Raw genomic sequence first — 13893 nt, 5'->3', positions numbered from 1 at the left:
CTTGCTTACCTGGCTCGCCGCTGCGTCAGCGGTTCAAGCCCCGGACCCTATCGCGCCGCCATGCGCCCTGGCCAGGCGGAACTGGCCTACCGCATCGGCGAGCTTGTTGGCTTGCTCATGCAGGAAACCGGCGGCCGCCGAGGCTTGCTCGACCAGCGCCGCATTCTGCTGCGTTGCCCCGTCGAGCTGGCTCACGGCCTGGTTGACCTGCGTGATGCCCACGCTTTGCTCGCTGCCGGCATTCGAGATTTCGCGCAGCACCTGCTCGACCTGCTTCACGCTGGCCACGATGCTGTTCATGGTCTCGCCGGCGTCCCGCACCAGCTCCGCGCCCGAGTCCACCTTGGCCACCGATTGGCTGATCAGTCCTTTGATTTCCTTGGCGGCCTGCGCGCTGCGCTGGGCCAGCGTGCGGACTTCGCCAGCCACCACGGCGAATCCGCGTCCCTGTTCGCCGGCGCGGGCGGCTTCCACGGCAGCGTTGAGCGCCAGGATGTTGGTCTGGAAGGCGATGCCGTCGATGACCCCGATGATGTCGTGGATCTTGGCGGAGGCGGTCGAGATTTCCTGCATGGTGGTCACCACGCGAGAGACGGCATCGCCCCCCCGGTTGGCGACCTGGGAGGCCGCGGCCGCCAGCTCGCCGGCGCGCACGGCGGCCTCGGCCGAGTTTTGCACGGTGCCGGTGAGCTCGTCCATGGCAGCCGCTGTCTGCTCCAGGCTGGCTGCGGCTTGCTCGGTACGCGAGGACAGGTCGATATTGCCCTGTGAGATTTCGGCGGTTGCCGTGCGAACCGATTCGCTGCTGTCCCGGATATCGATCAGCACCGTGGCGAGCTTGTCGGCAAACTGGTTGAACGCGCGGGCGATCTGCGTGACCTCATCGTTGCCGTCGGCCGGCAGGCGCTTGGTCAGGTCGCCGTGTCCGGAGCCGATTTCGTCCATCGCCTCGCGCACCTGGGACAGCCGCCGGAACGCAGAGGCAGTCATGACCGAGCCGACTCCCGCGGCGAGGAAGGCCACCGCCACCAGGGTCATGAACATGGCTTGCAGCACATTGCGCAGGCCGGCCAGGGCTTCGTCCTCATCCATGGCAACCACCACTTCCCAGTCGGAGTTCTTGACCGGCTCTGCATGCAGCAGCTTGGTGGCGCCCGCGATCTTGACTGCGAGGGGCTGCTCGGGATCCGACAGGCTGGCCAGGGCGTTCGCCGTCAGGTCGGCGGACAGATCGGTGGCCGGCTTGAGGTTGAGCTTGGCGTCCGGATGCGCCACGATGCGCCCGCTCTTGTCGGCCAGGAAGGCAAAGCTGGCCGGGGTGGGGTGGATGCCGTTCACGGTGGAGGTCACGGCGTCCAGGTTCACATCGGCAGCCACCACGGCCTTCAACTGGCCATTGGCCAGCACAGGCAGGGCCAGCGTCACCACGAGCTTCTTGGTCGCCACATCTTCATACGGCTGCGTGATGACCAGCTTGCCGGCGCTGACGGCGGCCTGGTACCACGGGCGGCCCGTGGGATCGTAGTCGGCCGGGATGCCGAGGTCGCGGGAAAACACCGCATGCTTGTCCGGGTAGCCCGCATAGGCCACGACAAAGCCGCCGGATCTTTCCAGCTGCGTGACTGCGGACATGGGATCGGTGGAAAGGCTCTCCGGGGATACGGCTTGCACCATGTCGGCCCGCGCGGTCAGCCACTCGGTGATGGCTTGCGCGTTGCCTTGGGTGATGGTGGCGAGGTTTTGCCGCAGCGTGCGTTCGTCGCTGTGCTTCGTGACTACGTAGGTGATGCCGGTGGATGCCGACAAGGCGGTGACAACGATGGCGACACAGGTCGCCGTAATGCGTGTACGGAGCGAGAGAAGCATGCGCGTTGGGTAGGGGGCGGTGGTTAAAAAAGGCCTCCGACAATTTTGTTGTCGGCCAGCATGCCCCGGCTAACGGAAGGCTGGAGGGGAACTGTAGGGCTGAAACGGCAATGTGCAGACATTTCGCCGTACTAGTGCATGGCGGCGCCCCGCGGCGTGGTGAATACGCCGCTATTGCGCAACGGGACTCAGTTTCCGCACCGTCCTTACCTCAGCCGCCAACCTCAAAAAATGCCAGGAACCGACGCATGATGGGTGACAGCGCCCCGGTGCGATGCGCCACCAGCACACGGCTGGCGGCATCCTGGCCAGCCAGTGGCCGATACGTCACGCCGGGGATGCCGGTGCGCGCGTAGATCTCCGGCAGCACCGATACGCCGGCGCCGCTCGCTACCAGACCAATGATGGTGGTCGCCTCGCGCGCCTCCTGGCCGATGCGCGGGGCAAAACCCGCCCGGTTGCAAAGCGTGGTGACGTGGTCGAACAGCCCGCAGCCCAGCCCGCGGGGGAACAGCAGGAAAGGCTGTGCGGACAGCGCGCCGATATCGATCCCGGCGTCGTCCACCGGGTTTGCCAGTGCGTGCGAGGCAGGCAGCACGGCGACCAGGCGGTCGGCCAGCACTTCGTGCACGGTGACGCTGGCGGGCGGGTAGAACTGGGGCGACGGTCGCAGGAAGCCAATGTCGATCTCACCTTTCTCCAGTCCTTGCAACTGCTGGCCGGTGGACATATGCACCAGCTCCAGCATGGCGCGCGGGTGGTCCACGCGGAACTGCTGCACCGCGCGCGGAAACGCGTCCTGCATCGGCACCGAGGCGGTAAAGGCCACGCGGATCTCGCCCGCCTCGCCGGCGGCAACCTGCCTGACCACCTCGCGGGCCTGCTCCAGGTTGGCGAGCGCCGCCCTGGCCTTGTCCAGGAACAGCGTGCCCGCCGGCGTGAGCGCCACATGGTGGCGGGACCGGTCCAGCAGCGGGCTGCCGAGTTCGTCCTCCAGCGCCTTGATCTGGGTGCTCAGCGGCGGCTGGCTGATATGGAGCTTGCGCGCGGCCTCGCTGAAGCTCAGCGCTTCGGCCACGGCGACGAAATAGCGGAGCTGGCGGAAATCCATTGCTTATATCGAAGTGAAATAACAAGGGGTTTGAAAACGTATTGGACAGTATCACGGCAGATGCCCAGAATGCACGCAAGCGGCCTTGAGCCGAATGACAAATTGCACCATCAGGAGACAACCATGCTGCGCCGCCCCTACCTTGCCGGCTTCCTGGCCGCCGCGCTCTCGCTGGCCGCCAGCGCCGCCAGCGCCCAGACCTACCCGGCCAAGCCCATCCGGCTGGTCGTGCCTTATGCCGCCGGTGGCGCGGTGGACATCGTGGCGCGCTCGGTCGGGCAAAAGATGAGCGTGCTGCTCAAGCAGCCCATCATCGTCGACAACCGCCCGGGCGCCAGCACCAATATCGGCATGGAGGCCGTGGCCAAGGCCGCGCCGGACGGCTACACCATCATGATGGCGTCCAATAGCCTGGCCACCAATGCGGCGCTGTTCGCCAAGCTGCCGTTCGACCCCGCACGGGATTTCACGCCGGTGGCGCGCGTGGGACAGGCCTCGCTGGTGCTGGTGGTGCCGGCAAAATCCAGCGTGACGTCGCTCAAGGGCCTGGTTTCCCAGGCGCAGGCCCAGCCGGGCAAGTTCAGCTATGCCTCGGCCGGCAACGGCAGCTCGGGCCATCTCGCCGGCGAGCTGTTCAAGGAAGCGGCACACATCGACGTGCTGCATGTGCCTTACAAGGGCGGCGCGCCCGCGATCACCGACCTGCTGGGCGAGCGCATTTCGTTCATGCCGATCAACCCGCTCGAAGTCATCACCCATATCCGCGCCGGCACGCTGCGCGCCATCGCGGTGGCAAGCGACCAGCGCACGCTGCTGCTGCCGGACGTGCCGACCTCGCGCGAGCAAGGCTTGCCGGGCTTCACCGCCTCGGTCTGGTGGGGGCTGGTGGCGCCGGCCAAGACGCCGCCGGCCGTGATCCATGAGCTCAATACCGCAGCCAATGCTGCGCTGGCCGACCCCGATGTGCGCAAACAGCTCGCGCAACTGGGCGTAACCATCCTGCCGGGCACGCCTGAAGCTTTCGGCCAGTTCGTGCGCGGCGAAACCGCCACCTGGAACGGCGTCATCCGCAAGGCGGGCATCACGGCCGACTGAGGCCTCACGCGCATCCGACGATCCTACGATCCGACACGACCCAATACGATCCAATACGACCTAACAAGATCCAAGAGAGTCCCCATGTCCGACATCCAAGCCCAAGCCCAGCCGGACGCGCAGCGTCCCTCGATCCTGGTGGTCAGCGCGCACGCCGCCGATTTTGTCTGGCGTGCCGGCGGCGCCATCGCGCTGTACGCCGAGCGCGGCTACAACGTCAAAATCGTCTGCCTGTCCTTTGGCGAGCGCGGCGAGTCCGCCAAGATGTGGCGCCAGCCGGGCATGACCATCGAGCGCGTCAAGGCGGCTCGGCATGAAGAAGCGCAGCAGGCCGCCGACATCCTGGGCGCGACGCTGGAGTGCTTCGACCTGGGCGACTACCCCATGCGCGTGACCGACGCAGCGCTGCTACGCCTGGCCGATCTCTACCGCGCGCTGCGGCCCGAACTGGTGTTGAGCCACTCGCGCGAGGACATCTACAACTTTGACCATCCGCTCGCCACGCACGTCGCGCAGGAAGCGCGGGTCATCGCCCAGGCGCATGGCTACAAGCCCGAGGTGCCGGTGATCGGCGCGCCGCCTGTGTTCCTGTTCGAGCCGCATCAGCCTGAGCAATGCAACTGGAAGCCCGACGTGCTGCTCGATATCTCCTCGGTGTGGGAAAAGAAGCAGCGCGCCTTCGCCACCATGGCGGCGCAGGAGCACCTGTGGGAGTACTACACCCGCGTGGCGCTGCAGCGCGGCGCGCAGGCCGCGCGCAACTCCGATCGCAAGGTGAAGTACGGAGAAGGCTATGCGCGCGTGTTCCCGCAGGTAGCACAGAGCCTGTCATGAAGACCATCGCCTATCGCAACATCCTGCGCGCGGCCGCCGCGGACATCGACGCACTGGGCACCGCCGGTGTCGCCACGGTGCACGAGGCGCAGCGCCGCACCGGGCTGATGAAGCCATACATGCGGCCAATCCAGGCCCGCGCCGCCATTGCCGGCAGCGCCGTGACGGTGCTGATGCATCCCGGTGACAACTGGATGATCCACGTCGCGGTGGAACTGGTGCAGCCCGGCGACGTCCTGGTGGTGGCGCTGGTCAGCGACTGCACCGATGGCTTGTTCGGCGACCTGCTGGCCACCTCGCTCAAGGCGCGCGGCGCGCGCGGCCTGGTGATCGACGGCGGCGTGCGCGATGTGGCCACGCTCAATGCCATGGGCTTCCCGGTCTGGTCGCGGGCGGTTTCGGCGCAGGGCGCGGTCAAGGAAACCGTGGGCGCGGTCAATGTGCCGGTGGTCTGCGCCGGCGCCCACGTGCGGCCCGGCGACGTGATCGTGGCCGACGACGACGGCGTGGTGGTGGTGCCGCGCCCGCTCGCTGCCGAGACCGCGCGCCGTGCCGCCGAGCGCGGTGCCATGGAGGAGGGTAAGCGCACTACGCTGGCCTCCGGCGTGCTGGGGCTGGACATGTACCAGATGCGCGAGGCGCTGGCGGCCAAGGGCCTGGTGTACGCCGACCAGACCGTGGACTGGTACAGCGGTTTCGACGAGGCCTGACCGGGCGGCCGCAGCCGGTTCGCGATCTGGTATAAGCGTCGCAGACACAAATCCAGACACGAATCCAGGCCGGGGAACCCGATGGAACTGCGCCAGCTTCAGTATTTCGTCCGCGTGGTGGAGCTTGGCAGCATGAGCCGCGCGGCGCTCGACCTCGATATGGTGCAATCCGCCATGAGCCAGCAGATCAGCCGTCTGGAGAGCGAGCTGGCCACCCGGCTGCTGCGCCGGACCACGCGCGGCGTGACGCCCACCGAGGCCGGGCTGGCCTTCTTCCGCGAGGCTCAATTGGCGCTGCGCCATGCCGAGCAGGCCAAGCGCGCCGCCCACCATGCGCGGCTGTCCGGCACGGTCAGCGTGGGGCTGGCGCCCACCACGGCTTCGGTCATCGGAGTGCCGCTGATGCGCGCCATGCGCGAGCGCTATCCGGATGTGCGCCTGCATATGGTGGAGAGCCTGTCCGGCCACCTCGGCGCCATGCTCAACGCCCGCCAGCTCGACCTGGCCGTGCTGTTCGACACCGTTGTAGCGCGCCGCTGGAGCGTGACGCCGCTGCTTGAGGAAACCCTGTTCCTGATCCGCTCGCGCCGCGCGCTGCCGGCCGAGGTTGACGCCGAGGCGCCGCTTCGGCTGCGCATGGCGCAGTTGCGGGACGTGCCGCTGATCATGCCCACCGGCCTGCATGGGCTGCGCAGCACGCTCGATGCCGCCTTCGCCCGCGTGAAGATCGTGCCGCAGGTGGTGCAGGAGGTGGATTCGCTGGCCATGCTGATGGACGCCGTGGACCTCGGGTTTGGCGCCACCCTGCAGCCCTGGGCCGCGGTGGGGCGCTATGCCGATGCGCAAGCGCGTTTCCACCTGGCCGAGATCGCGGACCCCAAGGTGCGGCGCCAGAACGTGCTGTGCAGCCTCTCCGACGACGAACTATCGCCCGCCGCGCTGGCCTTGCGCGTGGTACTGGCCGACTGCGCCCGCGAACTGGTGCGCTCCGGCGCCTGGCGGGGGGCTCGGCTGCTTGGGCCGGAGGGATGATGCACGTGCCCCGGGGGGGTATCACGATTCGTGATGCCCCCATGCGATCCGGGGGCTTAGCAGGACGCTAGCGGGCCGCTACAGTGCGGGCATCCCCACCGGAACCCTCATCGTGCTGTCCATCATTCAAATCCTGGAGCCGCCCCTGCCGGCTCTCCCGAGCCTTGCCGGAGGCGCGCACCCATGATCGACGTCCTGGTCATCGGCGGCGGCAATGCCGCCTTGTGCGCGGCCCTGATGGCGCGCGAAGCCGGCGCCAGCGTGCTGCTGCTGGAAGCCGCGCCCCGCGAGTGGCGCGGCGGCAACTCCCAGCACACCCGCAATCTGCGCTGCATGCACGACGCGCCGCAAGACGTCCTGATCGAGGCCTATCCCGAAGAGGAATACTGGCAAGACCTGCTTAAGGTCACCGGCGGCCTGACCGACGAGCGCCTGGCCCGCCTGGCCATCCGCGCCTCGTCGACCTGCCGCGACTGGATGCGCAGCCACGGCGTGCACTTCCAGCCGCCGCTGTCAGGCGCGCTGCATGTGGCGCGCACCAATGCCTTCTTCATGGGCGGCGGCAAGGCGCTGGTCAACGCGTACTTCCGCAGCGCCGAAGCCCTTGGCGTCAAGGTGCGCTACAACGCCCCGGTGGACGCCATCGAGCTGGACGGCGGGCGCTTCAAAGCCGCTCGCATCGGCAGCGAGCGCATCGAGGCGCGCAGCTGCGTGCTGGCCGCCGGCGGCTTCGAGTCCAACCGCGCATGGCTGCGCGAGGCCTGGGGCCAGAACGCCGATGGTGACTGGCCGGCCGACAACTTCCTGATTCGCGGCACGCGCTTCAACATGGGCGTGCTGCTCAAGTTCATGATCGAAGCCGGCGCCGACGCCATCGGCGACCCTTCCCAATCGCACTGCGTGGCCATCGACGCGCGCGCGCCGCTGTACGACGGCGGCATCTGCACGCGGGTGGACTGCGTCTCGCTGGGCGTGATGCTCAACCGCAATGCCGAGCGCTTCTACGACGAAGGCGAGGATTTCTGGCCCAAGCGCTACGCCATCTGGGGGCGGCTGGTCGCGCAGCAGCCCGGACAGATCGGCTATTCGATCATCGACGCCAAGGCCGTGGGCCGCTTCATGCCGCCCGTGTTTCCGGGGGTGCGCGCCAACACGCTGCCGGAACTGGCGCGCCAGCTCGGGCTGGACGAGGCCACCTTCATGCGCACCATCGAGGCTTACAACGCGGCGTGCCGTGTCGGCACATTCGACCACACCGTGCTGGACGACTGCCACACCGAGGGCATCGCCCCGGCCAAGACCCACTGGGCGCGGCCGATCGATACCGCGCCGTTCTTCGGCTACGCCCTGCGCCCCGGCATCACCTTTACCTACCTCGGCATCAAGGTGAACGAGCACGCCGCCGTGCACTTCGGCGGCAAGCCCAGCGCCAACCTGTTCGTTGCCGGCGAGATGATGGCCGGCAACGTGCTCGGCAAGGGCTATACGGCAGGTGTCGGCATGGCCATCGGCACCGCCTTCGGGCGCATCGCCGGCACCCAGGCCGCCGCCGCCGCGCTCGGGCGGCCAAACCGCAACGCATTCCAGGAAGAGCAGCATGCAACATCTTGAAGCGCTGACGCGCGAAGCGGCGGCACTGGCCCAGGGCGCGCTGCCGCTCAGCGGGGACGAGGCCGAGGTGGGCCGCGTCATGCAGATCTGCAATGCCTGCCGTTATTGCGAAGGTTTTTGCGCGGTGTTTCCCGCCATGACGCGCCGGCTGGAGTTCGGCAAGGCCGATATCCACTACTTGTCCAACCTGTGCCACAACTGCGGCGCTTGCTATCACGCCTGCCAGTACGCGCCACCGCACGAGTTCGCGGTCAACGTGCCGCAGGCCATGGCCAAGGTGCGGGTCCAGACGTATTCCGACTACGCCTGGCCCGCCGCGCTCGGTAGCCTGTACCGCCGCGCTGGCCTGGCCACCGCGCTGGCGCTGGCAGCCGGGCTGGCGTTGTTCCTGGCGATGGTGCTTGCCATGCGTGGCAGCCTGCTGCACGCACCGCTGGCCGGCAACTTCTACGCCATCTTCCCGCACAACCTGCTGGCGGCGATGTTCGGCCTGGTGTTCGGCTGCGCGGTGCTGGCGCTGGGCGTGGGCGTGACGCGCTTCTGGCGCAGGGTCTCGCCCGGCGAGCTGCAAGGCGAGGCGCGCGGCCCGGCCATCGGCGGCGCCGCGCACGATGCATTGCGGCTGCGCTATCTGGACGGCGGCCACGGCCAGGGCTGCAACAACGCGGACGACACGTTCACGCTGTGGCGCCGGCGCTTCCACCATTTCACGTTCTATGGCTTCATGCTGTGCTTTGCCGCCACGGCGGTCGCCACCCTGTACCACTACCTGCTGGGCCTGCATGCACCGTATGCGCCCACCAGCCTGCCGGTGTTGCTGGGCACGGCCGGCGGCATCGGCTTGCTGATCGGCCCGGCGGGCCTGCTCTGGCTCAACCTGAAGCGCGACCCGCGCACCGGCGATGCCGCTCAGAAGCCGATGGACCGCGGCTTTATCGCGCTGCTGTTTTTCACCAGCCTGACGGGCCTGGCGCTGCTGGCCTGGCGCGACACCGAGGCCATGGCGCTGCTGCTGGCGGTGCACCTGGGCGTGGTGATGGCGTTGTTCCTGACGTTGCCTTACGGCAAGTTCGCGCACGGCGTCTACCGCGGCGCGGCGCTGCTCAAATGGAATATCGAAAAACGCCGGCCCGGCAGCCTGGCGCTTGGTCGGCCCGATTGAGGTGTTGTGGGCTGGGCGTCAAAAGCAACTGCAGTTTCACCACCCCTGCGGGGCGGCGACCTACTTTCTTGTCTTGCCAAGAAAGTAGGCAAAGAAGGCGCGCCGGATGGGGCGACTACCTCCTCGGGCTTCGACGAAAAGAGCGGCCGGGACCCAAACTCGCATCGCCTTACGGCGATACTCAGACATGGGTCCCTCGTTTCCGCTCTTTTCGCCGAATCCCGAGGCGCCCCATACGGCCTTGGCACACCACGGCTCGCTTCGCATCGCGTTGGGGTGTGGCCCGCCCTTCGGGCGCTTCACACGGCTACCACAATGGGTTGATCTTGCCGTCGGTTGGCCCCCCTCTCCCACTTGTGGGAGAGGGGCCGGGGGAGAGGGCGGGTGCTCGCCATTGCGATGTCCCTCGCGTTCCTGTTGGCTTCAGGCGGCGCTAACCGGCGTGAACGTTGGCACCGGCGGCCCGTCGTCCGTCGGCGTGAACGTCAGCTTCACTTCCTGCCCGATGCGCACGGTATCCAGGTCGCAATCCACGATGTTGGTCATCATGGTCACGCCTTCTTCCAGCGTCACATAGGCAATGCAAAAGGGCGTGGGGCCGGCACGGCGGGTGACGCTGAACGAGTAGATGGTGCCGCGTCCCGAGGCCTGCTTCCATTCGGTCTCGCCCATGCAGAACGGGCACAGCGTGCGCGGGTACCAGTGGGGCTTGCCGCAGGATTTGCAGTGCTTGACCAGCAGGCGGCCGGCGCGGGCAGCTTCCCAGAACTCGGTGTTGTCCGGGGCGACCTGCGGTGCTTTGAGGGGAGTGGCGGTGTAAGGTGTGCTCATCTTATTACTCCCGTTCCAGGATGACGGTGGCGCTGCCGTGGCGCGAGCCGAGGTAGCCGCCGGTGCCTTGGGCCAGGGCCAGGTCGCAGTTCTTGACCTGCACGGCGGGATGGGCTTCGCCGCGCAGCTGGCGCACCGCTTCGATCACCTTGGTGATGCCGCCGCGGTTGGCCGGGTGGTTGTTGCACAGGCCACCGCCGTCGGTGTTGAAGGGCAGCTTGCCCACGCCGGAGATCAGGTTGCCGTCGGCCACGAACTTGCCGCCTTCGCCCTTCTTGCAGAAGCCCAGGTCTTCCAGCTGCATCAGCACGGTGATGGTGAAGCTGTCGTAGATCGAGGCGTACTTGATGTCGGACGGGCGGATGCCGGCCTCTTCAAACGCGATCGGGCCGGAGATGGCGGCGCCCGACCAGCTCAGGTCGACCATGCCGCCGAGCTGGCCTTTGACGGCTTCGCCGGCGCCGCGGATCTTCACCATGGGGCGCTTGAGCTTGGCCGCGATTTCCGGGCGGGCGACGATCAGCGCGCCGCCGCCATCGGACACCACGCAGCAGTCGAGCTTGCGCAGCGGATCCGAGATCATCGGCGAATTCAATACGTCCTCCACCGTCACCACATCGCGCAACATGGCGTGGGGATTGTGCTGCGCGTGGTGCGAGGCCGCTACCTTGATCCAGGCAAGCTGTTCGGCGGTGGTGCCGTACTGGAACATATGGCGCATCGCCACCATCGCGTACAGGTTCACGGTCACCGGGCTGAACGGCGCCTCGAACGGCTGGTCGGGCAGGTTCGCGCCCCAGTTGCGCGCCTGCGTGCCGCTCGAGCCTTCCGAGCGTGGGCGGCCTGCCAGCGTGATCAGCGCCACATTGCACTTGCCGGCGGCGATGGCCTGCGCGGCGTGCGAGACGTGGACGATATACGCCGAGCCGCCGGTATCGGTGGAGTCGACGTGGCGCACCTTCAGGCCGAGGTAATCGACCATATTGAGCGCGCCAAGGCCAGGCGCGTCACCCGCGCAAAAGTAGCCGTCCACGTCCTGCAGGGTGAGGCCGGCGTCCTCCAGCGCGCCCTTGGCGGATTCGGCGTGCAGTTGCGCGACGGATTTGTCCGGTGCCTTGCGGGTCGGGTGCTCGTAGGCCCCGACGATATAAGCCTTGCCGTTGATGCTCATGGGTCTCCCTAGTTGTTGTCCCGGGTAAGTTGGTGTGCGGTGATGACTATGGAATATGGAATATGGCCTATGAACTATGGCCTATGAACTATGGCTATAACCGAAGTCCTGTGTTCTTGTTTGGTGCCGCGAGTGTCAAGGTGCGCGCCCGTATTGCTCGCGCAGATCGCGCTTGAGCACCTTGCCGATGGCGTTGCGCGGTAGTTCCTGCGACAGCTCCAGCGCGGCCAGGCGCTGCATTTTCTCCAGCCGGCCATTCACCCAGTCCAGCAGCGCGGCGGCTTGGGCGATGGCGCCGGGCCGCAGCACCACGAAGGCGACGGGCGTCTCGCCCCAGCGTTCCGAGGGCACGCCGACCACCGCCGCGTCCGCGATGTCGGGATGCCCGAGCAGCACCGCTTCGATGTCGCTCGGATAGATGTTGAAGCCGCCCGAGATGACCATGTCCTTCTTGCGGTCCATCAGGATGAGGAAGCCGTCGGCATCGAAGTAGCCAACGTCGCCGGTGCGGATGAAGCGCTTGCCGGTGGCGTCGAACCACTCGGCCTCGGCGGTCTTCGCTGGATGATTGTGGTAGCCGGACATCATCGCGGGGGAATGCCCGACGATCTCGCCTGGGGTGTCGCGCGGCGCATCGGCGGGGAGCTCGCGGCCTTGATCGTCCAGCAGCCGCATATCGGTGTCCGGCGAGGGGCGCCCGACCGTATGCAGCTTGTCCGGGTGCTCATGCGCGCGCAGCTCGCAGCGCCCGCCGCCCTCGGTCATGCCGTAGTACTCGATCAGCGCGCCGGGCCAGCGTGCCAGCACCTGCGCCTTGAGCGCGGCGGCAAAGGGCGCGCTGGTGCAGAACTTATAGCGGAACGATGACAGATCGGTGCTGGCGAAGTCGGGGTGGGCCAGGATGCGCTGGTATTGCACCGGCACCAGCATGGTATGGGTGACGCGGTACTGTGCGGCCAGCGCCAGGTACTGGCCGGCATCGAACTTGCGCATCAGCACCACGGTGCCACCCAGCGACAAGGTGGGGAACAGGCTGACCAGTGTGGTGTTGGAGTACAGCGGCGTGGACAGCAGCGCCACGGTGTCCGGGCCATAGCCGCCCTGGGTGGCGCGCTGCACATGCGACGAGCGCATGCCGAACGGCTGGATGATGCCCTTGGGCACGCCGGTGGTGCCGGATGAATAGATCAGGTTGAAAGCCCAGTCGGGCTGCACGTTGACCGGAGCCGGCCGGGCATCTTCGGGGGCCAGCCACTGGCCAAAGGCAAGGCCCGCGTGGCTGTCGTCCAGTGCGATGCAGGGAATGCCGAGCTCGGCCTCCAGCCCGTGCAGGGCCTGGCGCGTGCTGGCATCGATCAACAGCCGGCGCGCCCCCGAGTCCTGCACCATGCCGCGCAGCGTCTGCGGGTTGAGCGAGGGCGACAGTGGTGCCACCGCTACGCCTGCCCGCAGGCAGCCGAGGAAGGCGGCAACGTATTCGATCGACGTCGCGGCGCAGATGGCGACGGCGCCTTGCGCCGGCACACCGTCTCGCTGCAGCGCGGCGGCAACGCGGTCGGCAAGCCGGTTGAGGCTGGCGAAATCCACGCTGCGTTCATCCAGCACCACGGCCGGATGCCGCGGCCGCAGCGCGGCTTGGGCGTCGACGAGGGCGGCGAGAGGGGTGAAGTCAGTGCTTGTCGGTGACATAGGGCTGCCGTTGGGCTCTTGGGGTGTGCTTGGGTGTCTCATTCATGGCCGGCCTGCCGCGGCTGTGAAAGAGTGTCGCGCCTTGTGCCGGGTTCGACAATTTGGCTTTTTGGAAGAGGGGCTTGCCGGGAATCGTTGTTGCGGCGCACAAAATGGCGCGGAAGGGGCAAGCCAGGGGACAAGCTAGGGGACAAGCTAGGGGACAAGCTAGGGGAGGGGCGCTGCGCGGGGAGACGGAGTGAAAACCAACGTGCGGGGTGGCCCTCGATGGAGCCACCCTATGGCGGAATCAGCCCATGGCCAAGGCCGCCGCGCTCATCTGCTGCTCGGGCGAGGTCTTTTCCATGGACTTGGCCAGCGCGCCACTGGCGCTGGATATGGCACCGGTAAGCGAACTCATGGCCTGGTTCAGCGCTGCAAGACGGACCTGCTTCTGGTCGGCAGAGAGGTTCTGGGCCGAGGCCACGGCTTGCAGTTCCTGCTGCTTGCGCGCCAGCTCGTCGCGCAATTCACGGATTCGCTTGAGCAGGTCCTTGGCCGTATCCGGCAGGTTGCTGTTGTCGATATCACTGTTGCGGCCGCTGGAGCCGGCCGGCTTGCCTGACGCCAGCGTGCGGCCAGCCGATGAAAGATCGACATGGATGCCATCGGACGGCTTGCCGCCGCCCGATTGGCTGGCGGGCGTTGCCTGGCTGGCGGTGGCAAGGCTGGCTGCGCCGGCCAGGGCCGTGGCGGCCGCAAACTGGCCGCCGGTGGAGGACGCCGGATCGATCGTGCTCAT

12 protein-coding genes are annotated in these 13893 nt (G+C 67.4%); 6 read left to right on the top strand and 6 right to left on the bottom strand.

Annotated features, from left to right (window positions below; all coding sequences use genetic code 11):
* Nucleotides 1–33: 33 nt before the first annotated feature.
* Nucleotides 34–1866 carry a methyl-accepting chemotaxis protein gene (locus AC1RQC_RS38190; protein ID WP_492886582.1) on the bottom strand — a complete coding sequence of 611 codons (1833 nt, stop codon included), beginning with the start codon at nucleotides 1864–1866 and terminating at the stop codon, nucleotides 34–36.
* Nucleotides 1867–2077: 211 nt separating this feature from the next.
* Nucleotides 2078–2977 (bottom strand): LysR family transcriptional regulator, encoded by a 900-nt coding sequence (locus AC1RQC_RS38185; protein WP_492374624.1) that lies wholly within the window; start codon nucleotides 2975–2977, stop codon nucleotides 2078–2080.
* 123 nt (nucleotides 2978–3100) lie between these two features.
* On the opposite strand from AC1RQC_RS38185, the gene AC1RQC_RS38180 reads away from it, so the two are divergent.
* From AC1RQC_RS38180 to tcuB, 6 genes are all read left to right on the top strand, one after another.
* Nucleotides 3101–4072, top strand: coding sequence for a tripartite tricarboxylate transporter substrate binding protein (locus AC1RQC_RS38180; protein ID WP_492886580.1), 972 nt, complete (start codon nucleotides 3101–3103; stop codon nucleotides 4070–4072).
* A gap of 84 nt (nucleotides 4073–4156) precedes the next feature.
* Nucleotides 4157–4906: a PIG-L deacetylase family protein gene (locus AC1RQC_RS38175; protein WP_150988240.1), complete on the top strand. Its 750-nt coding sequence runs from the start codon at nucleotides 4157–4159 to the stop codon at nucleotides 4904–4906.
* Complete coding sequence (locus AC1RQC_RS38170; RefSeq protein ID WP_492886578.1) at nucleotides 4903–5616, top strand: 4-carboxy-4-hydroxy-2-oxoadipate aldolase/oxaloacetate decarboxylase; 714 nt, start codon at nucleotides 4903–4905, stop codon at nucleotides 5614–5616. Before AC1RQC_RS38175 ends, AC1RQC_RS38170 begins: the two co-directional genes overlap by 4 nt.
* Before the next feature lie 81 nt (nucleotides 5617–5697).
* Entirely contained in the window at nucleotides 5698–6648 is a 951-nt protein-coding gene (locus AC1RQC_RS38165) for a LysR family transcriptional regulator (RefSeq protein WP_492374627.1), read from the top strand.
* A 183-nt stretch (nucleotides 6649–6831) separates the two neighbouring features.
* Nucleotides 6832–8259: an FAD-dependent tricarballylate dehydrogenase TcuA gene (gene tcuA, locus AC1RQC_RS38160; RefSeq protein ID WP_492886576.1), complete on the top strand. Its 1428-nt coding sequence runs from the start codon at nucleotides 6832–6834 to the stop codon at nucleotides 8257–8259.
* Nucleotides 8246–9421 carry a tricarballylate utilization 4Fe-4S protein TcuB gene (gene tcuB, locus AC1RQC_RS38155; protein ID WP_492886574.1) on the top strand — a complete coding sequence of 392 codons (1176 nt, stop codon included), beginning with the start codon at nucleotides 8246–8248 and terminating at the stop codon, nucleotides 9419–9421. Before tcuA ends, tcuB begins: the two co-directional genes overlap by 14 nt.
* Before the next feature lie 423 nt (nucleotides 9422–9844).
* On the opposite strand, the gene AC1RQC_RS38150 is transcribed toward tcuB, so the two are convergent.
* The 4 genes from AC1RQC_RS38150 to AC1RQC_RS38135 all read right to left on the bottom strand — a co-directional run bounded on the left by AC1RQC_RS38150 (nucleotide 9845) and on the right by AC1RQC_RS38135 (nucleotide 13893).
* On the bottom strand, nucleotides 9845–10252 hold the full coding sequence (locus tag AC1RQC_RS38150; RefSeq protein ID WP_492815071.1) for a Zn-ribbon domain-containing OB-fold protein: 408 nt from the start codon (nucleotides 10250–10252) through the stop codon (nucleotides 9845–9847).
* A 4-nt stretch (nucleotides 10253–10256) separates the two neighbouring features.
* A complete protein-coding gene (locus tag AC1RQC_RS38145) occupies nucleotides 10257–11423 on the bottom strand; it encodes a thiolase family protein (protein ID WP_150988223.1) in 1167 nt (388 codons plus the stop codon).
* 135 nt (nucleotides 11424–11558) lie between these two features.
* Nucleotides 11559–13112 (bottom strand): class I adenylate-forming enzyme family protein, encoded by a 1554-nt coding sequence (locus AC1RQC_RS38140; protein ID WP_492374632.1) that lies wholly within the window; start codon nucleotides 13110–13112, stop codon nucleotides 11559–11561.
* 289 nt (nucleotides 13113–13401) lie between these two features.
* Nucleotides 13402–13893 (bottom strand): hypothetical protein, encoded by a 492-nt coding sequence (locus AC1RQC_RS38135; RefSeq protein WP_492815068.1) that lies wholly within the window; start codon nucleotides 13891–13893, stop codon nucleotides 13402–13404.

The sequence above is a fragment of the Cupriavidus sp. GW822-FHT03E04 genome (assembly GCF_058801495.1).
The sequence above is the reverse complement of the archived record's forward strand: the minus strand, read 5'-3'. Positions and strand labels throughout refer to the sequence as shown.

Excerpts from the sequence above, each read along its gene's own strand:
- AC1RQC_RS38190 (WP_492886582.1), bottom strand. The coding sequence starts at position 1,866 with ATGCTTCTCTCGCTCCGTACACGCATTACGGCGACCTGTGTCGCCATC.
- AC1RQC_RS38185 (WP_492374624.1), bottom strand. The coding sequence starts at position 2,977 with ATGGATTTCCGCCAGCTCCGCTATTTCGTCGCCGTGGCCGAAGCGCTG.
- AC1RQC_RS38180 (WP_492886580.1), top strand. The coding sequence starts at position 3,101 with ATGCTGCGCCGCCCCTACCTTGCCGGCTTCCTGGCCGCCGCGCTCTCG.
- AC1RQC_RS38175 (WP_150988240.1), top strand. The coding sequence starts at position 4,157 with ATGTCCGACATCCAAGCCCAAGCCCAGCCGGACGCGCAGCGTCCCTCG.
- AC1RQC_RS38170 (WP_492886578.1), top strand. The coding sequence starts at position 4,903 with ATGAAGACCATCGCCTATCGCAACATCCTGCGCGCGGCCGCCGCGGAC.
- AC1RQC_RS38165 (WP_492374627.1), top strand. The coding sequence starts at position 5,698 with ATGGAACTGCGCCAGCTTCAGTATTTCGTCCGCGTGGTGGAGCTTGGC.
- tcuA (WP_492886576.1), top strand. The coding sequence starts at position 6,832 with ATGATCGACGTCCTGGTCATCGGCGGCGGCAATGCCGCCTTGTGCGCG.
- tcuB (WP_492886574.1), top strand. The coding sequence starts at position 8,246 with ATGCAACATCTTGAAGCGCTGACGCGCGAAGCGGCGGCACTGGCCCAG.
- AC1RQC_RS38150 (WP_492815071.1), bottom strand. The coding sequence starts at position 10,252 with ATGAGCACACCTTACACCGCCACTCCCCTCAAAGCACCGCAGGTCGCC.
- AC1RQC_RS38145 (WP_150988223.1), bottom strand. The coding sequence starts at position 11,423 with ATGAGCATCAACGGCAAGGCTTATATCGTCGGGGCCTACGAGCACCCG.
- AC1RQC_RS38140 (WP_492374632.1), bottom strand. The coding sequence starts at position 13,112 with ATGTCACCGACAAGCACTGACTTCACCCCTCTCGCCGCCCTCGTCGAC.
- AC1RQC_RS38135 (WP_492815068.1), bottom strand. The coding sequence starts at position 13,893 with ATGAGCACGATCGATCCGGCGTCCTCCACCGGCGGCCAGTTTGCGGCC.